Genomic DNA, 7,810 nt, shown 5'->3' on the forward strand with positions numbered 1-7,810 from the left:
GCAGTCCGACCGCTTCGGTCACCGTGTGGCTCTGCACCGCACCCGCGGCGGGATCATTGATGTCTGCATACAGGTGGCTGGTCGTCGTGCCGCGACGGTCCGTGACGCTCTGCACGCGCCTGCGGAAATCCGTGGTTTCAGGCAGGTAGGTTCGGCTGATAGTTCCCTGGGAATCGGTGATGCCATTGACCTTGCGCGGCAGGCCACTGGTGCCTGAGGCCGTCAGCCCAAAGTTCGACTGCCGACCGAGCGCATCGGTCACGACGGTACCCGTCGCGGTATAGGCCAGTTTGACGCCGTCCACGCCGACGTCGCTCTGCGTGCAGTCGCCCGAATGCCGGCTGCAGGTGACCCGGCCTTTTTCGTCGTAACCGAACCAACTGAATCGCTGGGCATCCTCCGCCGTTATGCCTGTGAGGTGCTGCGGGAAACGGCTGTCCTCGTAATGGTAGGTGCGTGCACCACTGTCGGGGTAGGTTGCCGAAACCAACTTGCCGTTGCTGTCATAGAGGTAGGAGACGACGACGGCGCCACTGATCGAGAGCGACGAGATGACCGTATCGTCCGCGGGCAGCGCGTACTGCAGCGTTATTTGTCGCCCTGTTGAATGCGTAATGGCCAGCAAGCGGCCGTGCGCATCGTGCGTGTACTGCAACCAGGTGCCGTCTTCGAATTCACGCCATTGCAGCCGCCCTGCTGCATTGAAGACCATGACTTCGTCGCGGCGCCGCAGCGTCCAGTCGGTGCCCTGCTGTGATACGCGGTCACCGCTGCCATTGTTGGCCTCGTACTCCGTGCCCTGCTTGACGAAGGCGATGTGGCTGCCATCCGCCTCCACCAGGCCGACCTTCAGTTCGGTCCCGGCAGGCATCGTGGTCGTATCGACGCCCATGGCGAGCCGGATGTTGTGCGAGTGCGTCCAACCCGGACCAAAGGCACCACCGGCCGTACTGCTTTGGGAGTGATAGTAGCGTTCGAAGGTCAGCCAGCTGACGGAAAGGTCGTCCTCGGTTTCGAACTTGTCACCTGTCGTGGGATCGCATGGATTGCCGACCTGGCACTCGTTGGTGACCGGGCTGCTCCAGTAGGTGACCCCTATAGCACCAGCCCCCTCATAATCAGGTGACATGCCGCACGCAGCGAGCCCGGAGTTCCACTTCAACACGATGCTGTTCGGGCAGGCGACCGTGCGATTTCGCTGCGCATATGCACTCCCCGCCATCGCACTACAGGTGCCGTCGCTCTCCTGAAGGTACAACACCCGCTGAAACTCGGATTCTTCGGCGGTATTGTTGACCTCGTCGCCGCCGGGGCCTGCTGAAATGCGCTTCCAGTCGGGTGCGGAGATGGTGGCTGCGGGGCACTGGGGATCACCCAAAGACACCAGGTAGCTCAGGAGCTGCTCTTCACTATCAAAATTCCGCGATCCCGACCTGTACTTCCAAGGCGACCGGTTCATGGGCTGCGGCTTCACCCGATAGGCGTAGATTGTTTTGTCTTCAAGAATGGCCTGGTCGCGTACCTCCCACGAGAAGGCACCAAACTGTTGATACATTTCGAAGGAGGCTTCAATCACGCGCTGGGCGTCACGTTCGGTCGGCAAAGGCTGCCCGCCGGTGGTGGCGTAGGTGTGCCAGCCCTTGGTGACTTCCTGCGCGCGGGCCAGACCAGGCGCCAGAATGAGCATAAGCACACTTACCGCGCACATGCGCGGCACTGCCATTGAAAACGTCAACATCCTTGTCTCCATCCGTTGAGAACGTTGTGGCAGCCGCAACCGACGCGGCAGGCCGTGCGCCATCAGAACCCAGGAAGGAGGTGAATGTTTGTGGCCGGCGTCTCGGTTAGCGCATTGCAGGTTTGAGACAGCCGGTTGCCGGCTGACGCTGCTGCGCCCGCCGAGCATGGCTCGGCGCTACCGGGCAAGGTCAGTGGACGGTGGTGCTTCCTCGCGGATCCAAGCGATCGATCACGCCCTGCATGGCGCTGTCGAAGGCGCCGTCATCCACGTGCGGGCGCAGGCGGCCCAGGCGCACCATCACCGCCAGTTCTTCCGGCGATGCGACGCAGAAGCGTACGCCGCGGCGGTTGACGAACAGCAGGCGCTGCGAGATCGGGCTGATCCACGACAGCTTGCCGGCCTGCGCCTTGCCGTCCTTGTCGATGAAGTCCAGCCAGATGCCAATCTCCATGCGGCGGAATCGATCCGCGTCCGCATTGTCGAAATTGTCGTCTTCCACCGACGCGGTCACTTCCACCGATGCGGTATCCGATGCCGGCGGGGCGGGCAGTACCACCTGCGGCAGTTCCGGCAGCGCGCGTTCCAGTTCCGGGCGCGACTCGGCGATGCTCTGCAGGGTGTCGTGCAACGCATCCACGGCGCGTGCGGCGCCATCACCGTGCACACCGACGCTGGCGAACACGCGCCCCAAAGCCGGCTGCCAGGCCTGCAGCCACGGCTTGCCAACGATCTTGCGGCGCGCTTCGGCCACTTCGTCCAGCAGGCCGTCGGCCAGGGTCAGGGCTTCGGCTACCGATGCACCCTCTTCGCCTTCACGCAGCAGCGCCAGGGTGAGGTGGTGCTGCCACGGTTGGCGCAGGAACTCGGCAATCGCCTGCGGCAGGGTGGCGTCGGCAATGCGACGGTCCAGTTCGGCACTGGCGCGGGCGCGGGCCATTTCCAGCTTTTCCTGGCCGCGCTGGGTTTCCGCGGCACGCCGTTCGGCGATTTCAATCCGGCGCCGATGCTGGGCCAGGAAATCGCGGAACTCTTCTTCCAGCGTCAGGAAGATGGCGAGGTTCTCGTTGAACTCCGCCACCAGCCGTTCGATGATTTCTTCGACCTTGCCCATCAGCACGCGCTCGGCCTGGCTTTCGCCGGTGTTGCCTTCGCATGCTTCGGCCAGCGAATTGAGCAGCTTGCGGGCCGGATGGGTCTTCTGCACGAACATGCGGCGGTCCAGCATGGCGACCTTGACGAAGGGCACCACCAGTCGACCGATCAACTCGCGCGAACGGCCTTCCAGTTCGCGCTCGTCCAGCATCACGTCGAACAGCATGCCGACCAGGTCGATGGCATCCTCGTCCTGCGGGTCCAGCCGGGCCTGGCTGGGATCCACACCCAGTTGGGTGGCATTGGACAGCACCTCGCTTTTCAGGCGCTGCGCCAGCGATTCACCGTCTTCGCCGATCGCCGCGCGCAGCGTGGCACTCGGCGTGGCCTGCAGCAGCGACAGCACCGACATCATTTCGCGCTGGCTGAGCGGACGCTGCTGGCCCACCGCAACCTGCGCGGCGGACGTGGCGTCCTCGCGCACATGGCGGGTCTGCCGCAGCAGTTCGTGCAGCGCGTCCAGCAGCATGCCCTGCTCACCGCCAGCACCGCCGTGGCCACCGTCATCACCGGGGTGTCCCTGCAGGTTGCCGCGCTGCTGGGCCCAGCGATCCGTGAACCGCTGCGCCCACGCCGGTGCGGCCTGGCTGCCATCGGCGCCGTCGGCGCCGGGCGGATGACGCTGCTCCACCAGATCGTCCAGCATGCCCTGCGGCGGCGGGCTGGGGGCCCGTTGCGGGGCCGCACGGCGCGGCGCGGAGACATTCGGCAACACCCCGGCCTTGGCCAGGTGGTCGTCGATTTTTTCGTAGATCTTGCCGATCGGGGCGTGCAGGTCGCGCTCGCACAGCTTGATCAGCACCAGCCGCACTTCCGGGGCCAGCTCACAGCCGGCGAAGGCTTCGTGGATGGCTACGCCCAACTGCTCGGGGCTGATCGGATTGGTGTCGGCGTCCAGTTCCAGGCCACCGCCGATCCAGCCCAGCCGCAGGTCCAGCCGGCCCAGCACGGATTTGAAGTCGCGCAGCAGCAGCATCGCGAACTGACGCACCGCCAGCCGCGATTCCAGTTCGTGCTCGCCGACCAGGCTCAGGCCGTCGTCGCGGTGCCCGGACAGCGTCGCTTCCGCCGACAGCGGCGCGCCGCTTTCAAAGGCGTCCCAGCTGCGCTGCAGGTGGGCGGAGAAACCGTCACTGATTTCCTGGCGCCGGCGACGCAGTTCACGCATCCCGTCCAGGAACAACAGCTGCGACGCGCCTGCAGTAGCGGCGCGATCGAACAGCACGTCGTCAAACCGCGAAAGCACGGTCGTGAACGCAAGCGTGATGGCCGGCAATGCCGCCTCACGGACCAGCATGAGCTGGGACGCATCACGTCCCGGCGCTCCCATCGGACTGGGCGTCACCATGCGAGAAGGCTCCCCACCTTCGCAGAATCTCGATACGACAACGATGACATGACTGCCCGCGCCTCCCCAGCGCCAGCAGATCGATGGTAGGCCGTCCAAGCCACTGCGGACAGTGAAACAGTCCTCACTTCCGCACCCCATGACCAGACGACCGGCAAGGTACGTATCGTAAGCGCTGCAGGGCCTGCAGCGCGAGCGCTGCAATGCGCTCGGCGCACGGCGGGGGCATGATGGACATCACAGTTGTCGCTGGGGGGAGGGAAACGGGCCGGCGGCCCGTCCGGCCTCGAACTATACCGCCGCAAACGTGATGAACCGTTCATCTACGGCGTGAAAAGAGTTCGCACTTTGGCGGTTCAGCATGGCGGGCATCAAGGGGACTCAGCGGGCCGCCAGATGGGGCTCGCTATACTGGCGCTCCGCTCCAAACGGATGGCTCCCCCGCATGTCTGAACCTGCTGCCCTGCTCGCCCTCGACGCCCGCCGTTCCGTGCCTTCGCGGCAGCTGGGCGAGCCCGGTCCGGACGCCGCCACCCTGTTGCGCATGCTGGAATCGGCGGTGCGCGTGCCCGACCACGGCAAGCGGGTGCCGTTCCGTTTCCTGAAGATCAGCGGGGATGCCCGTCATGCCCTCGGCGCCTTCCTGGCCGAGCGCGCCCTGCAGCGCGATCCGGACATTTCCGCCGCGCAGCTGGACAAGGATCGCCAGCGCTTCTCGCACGCGCCGCTGGTGATCACCGTGGTGGCCAGCCCCAAGCCGGACGCCAAGGTGCCCGAGCAGGAGCAGCTGATGACCGCCGGCTGCGTCTGTTTCGCATTGCTGCAGGCCGCCCAGGCGTACGGCTTCGGCGCGCAGTGGCTGACTGCCTGGATGGCCTTCGACCCGGTGGTGCGCGCCCATCTGGGCCTGGCCGAAGGGGAACAGATCGCTGGTTTCATCCACATCGGCACCCCGAAGACTCCCGTGCCGGAACGCGACCGGCCGGATGCCGCCGCGCTGCTGCAGGACTGGACGGGCACGGCGTGAGCGCAAGGGTGGACCCGCTGGACGCGCTGGATCCGATGGCCGAAGGCATCGCGCAGGCGCTTGCCACCGAAGCCGGTGCACGCCCGCCGTTGTACCTGGTGGATGCCAGCATCTACATCTTCCGCGCGTGGCATTCGCTGCCCGACCAGTTCCAGGACGCGCAGGGCTGGCCGACCAACGCGGTGCACGGCTTTGCCCGCTTCCTGCTGGAACTGCTGGAGCGCCAGCGCCCGCAGCACATCGCCATCGCCTTCGACGAGGCGCTGGACAGCTGCTACCGCAACCGCCTGTACCCGGCCTACAAGGCCAACCGCGATCCGGCGCCGGAGGAGCTGCGGCGCCAGTTCGTCCACTGCAAGGCGCTGTGCGCCGCGCTCGGGCTGGCGGTCATGGGCCACCACGATTACGAAGCCGATGACCTGATCGGCAGCGCCCTGCACGCGCACCGCGCCAGCCACCGCGGCATCATCATCTCCGCCGACAAGGACCTGTCGCAGCTGCTGCTGCAGCATGATGAACAGTGGGATTTCGCCCGCAACGTGCGTTGGGACATGCACGGGGTGAAGGGCCGGCTCGGCGTGCACGCGCACCAGGTCGCCGATTTCCTCGCGCTGTGCGGCGATGCGGTGGACAACATCCCCGGCGTCACCGGCGTGGGCAGCAAGTCCGCCGCGGTGCTGCTGGCCCACTTCGGCAGCATGGACGCGTTGTACGAACGCCTGGACGAGGTGCCGTTCCTGCGCCTGCGCGGTGCCAGCCAGATGGCGGTGCGGCTGCGCGAACAGCGCGAGCACGCCTTGCTGTGGCGCGAGCTGACCACCATCGCATTGAATGCACCGCTGGATGGCACCGTTGCCGGCATGCCGCGCGGCCACGCCGACGGCGAACTGCTGGAAGGCCTGTGCAGCACCCTGCGCTTCGGCCCGCTGACCCGCCGCCGGCTGTTCGCCGCGGCCGGACTGGCCGACGCCTCCGCACCTTCTCCTTACCCTCCATCGAGCGAGTTCGCATGAGCCAGCGCAACAACGAACCCCCGCGTGTCGTCTTCGAAGGCAAGTTCCAGCGCATGGTCGTGCGCGGCACCTGGGAATACAGCGAACGCACCCATGCCGGTGGACTGGCGGCGATCATCATCGCGGTCACTCCGCAGGACAACGTGCTGTTCGTGGAACAGTTCCGCGTGCCGCTGCAGGCCAGAACGATCGAGATGCCGGCCGGGCTGGTCGGCGACATCGACGCCGGCGAATCCATCGAGATGTCCGCCGTGCGCGAACTGGAAGAAGAAACCGGCTGGACCGCCGAACAGGCCGAGGTGTTGATGATCGGCCCGACGTCTTCCGGTGCCAGCAGCGAAAAGGTCGCCTTCGTGCGCGCTACCGGGCTGAGCCGGGTCGGCGCCGGCGGTGGTGATGACAGCGAAGACATCACCGTGCACGAGGTACCGCGTGCGCAGGCAGCGGCGTGGCTGGTGCAGAAGATCGCCGAAGGTTACGAACTGGACGCCAAACTGTGGGCCGGGCTGTGGATGATCGAACATCATCTGGACGGCACCCCGCGTGGCTGATGCCGGAGCAGGCATGACGTCGGCGCTGCTGGGAGCGGATGACCCTGCGGTGTACACGATCCATCGGCCGCAGGGCACGTCTGACTTCCTGCTGCTGGCCGACCATGCTGGGCAGCAGGTACCGCGCTCGCTGGGCACGCTCGGGTTGCCGCAGGCGCAGCTGGACCGGCACATCGGCTGGGACATCGGCATTGCCGGCACCACCCGCGCGCTGGCGCAGCGGCTGGATGCCTGGGCCATCGAACAGACGTATTCGCGGCTGCTGATCGACTGCAACCGCCCGCTGGCATCGCCCACGCTGATCCCCGGAACCAGCGATGGCACCGTGGTCCCGGGAAACGCGGCGTTGACGGCTGCACAGCGGCAGCAACGCATCGATGCCATCCATGCGCCGTACCACGCGCGCATCAACGCGGAACTGGATGCACGCCGCGAGGCCGCGCGCCCGACCCTGCTGGTGATGATGCACAGCTTCACCCCGGTGATGAACGGCGTGCAACGTCCTTGGCATGCCGGCGTGCTGTACCACCAGGACACGCGTTTCGCGCAGCCGCTGCTGCGGGCGCTTGGCGATGAAGGCGACCTGGTGGTCGGTGACAACCAGCCGTATTCGGTTACCCCGAGCAGTGATTACGCGGTGCCGGTGCACGGGGAAGGGCGCGGCCTGGTGCATGTGGAACTGGAGATCCGCCAGGACCTGATTGCCGATGAAGCCGGCCAGCAGGCCTGGGCGGATCGGCTGGCGCGACTGTTCAACGGGCTGCAGGCAGCGCTGCTGCGGCTGTAGTGCCATGGGTAGTGACGGCCGCTGGCCGTCATGCTTTGGCCTTGGCACTGGCCTCTGCACTTGGTGCGTGACGACCGTTGGTCGTCACGCGCTTCTGCCCGTGAAAGCGTGACGACCAACGGTCGTCACCCACCAAAGCCAAGCAATCGTCCTGGTAGTGACGGCCGCTGGCCGTCATGGTTGTCCGGCAT

The 7,810-nt window shown here is 66.3% G+C and carries 5 protein-coding genes and 1 pseudogene; 4 read left to right on the forward strand and 2 right to left on the reverse strand.

Annotation, left to right across the window (positions count from 1 at the left end):
- Window positions 1-820: 820 nt before the first annotated feature.
- Window positions 821-1,906 (reverse strand): annotated as a pseudogene (locus ABE522_RS06825) (DUF6531 domain-containing protein); the annotation flags it as partial.
- Window positions 1,907-1,928: 22 nt separating this feature from the next.
- On the reverse strand, window positions 1,929-4,241 hold the full coding sequence (locus tag ABE522_RS06830) for a DUF1631 domain-containing protein (protein ID WP_406846318.1): 2,313 nt from the start codon (window positions 4,239-4,241) through the stop codon (window positions 1,929-1,931).
- 445 nt (window positions 4,242-4,686) lie between these two features.
- On the opposite strand from ABE522_RS06830, the gene ABE522_RS06835 reads away from it, so the two are divergent.
- The 4 genes from ABE522_RS06835 to ABE522_RS06850 are packed head-to-tail and all read left to right on the forward strand — an operon-like array spanning window position 4,687 to window position 7,619.
- Complete coding sequence (locus ABE522_RS06835) at window positions 4,687-5,268, forward strand: nitroreductase family protein (RefSeq protein ID WP_346591028.1); 582 nt, start codon at window positions 4,687-4,689, stop codon at window positions 5,266-5,268.
- Between the two features lie 35 nt (window positions 5,269-5,303).
- Window positions 5,304-6,281 (forward strand): 5'-3' exonuclease, encoded by a 978-nt coding sequence (locus tag ABE522_RS06840; protein ID WP_346591034.1) that lies wholly within the window; start codon window positions 5,304-5,306, stop codon window positions 6,279-6,281.
- Window positions 6,278-6,832, forward strand: coding sequence for an NUDIX hydrolase (locus ABE522_RS06845; protein ID WP_346591029.1), 555 nt, complete (start codon window positions 6,278-6,280; stop codon window positions 6,830-6,832). Before ABE522_RS06840 ends, ABE522_RS06845 begins: the two co-directional genes overlap by 4 nt.
- A 13-nt stretch (window positions 6,833-6,845) precedes the next feature.
- Entirely contained in the window at window positions 6,846-7,619 is a 774-nt protein-coding gene (locus ABE522_RS06850) for an N-formylglutamate amidohydrolase (protein WP_346591030.1), read from the forward strand.
- The last annotated feature ends 191 nt before the right edge of the window (window positions 7,620-7,810 follow it).

This window comes from Stenotrophomonas lacuserhaii (assembly GCF_039674585.1).
Lineage (GTDB): Bacteria > Pseudomonadota > Gammaproteobacteria > Xanthomonadales > Xanthomonadaceae > Stenotrophomonas > Stenotrophomonas pennii_A.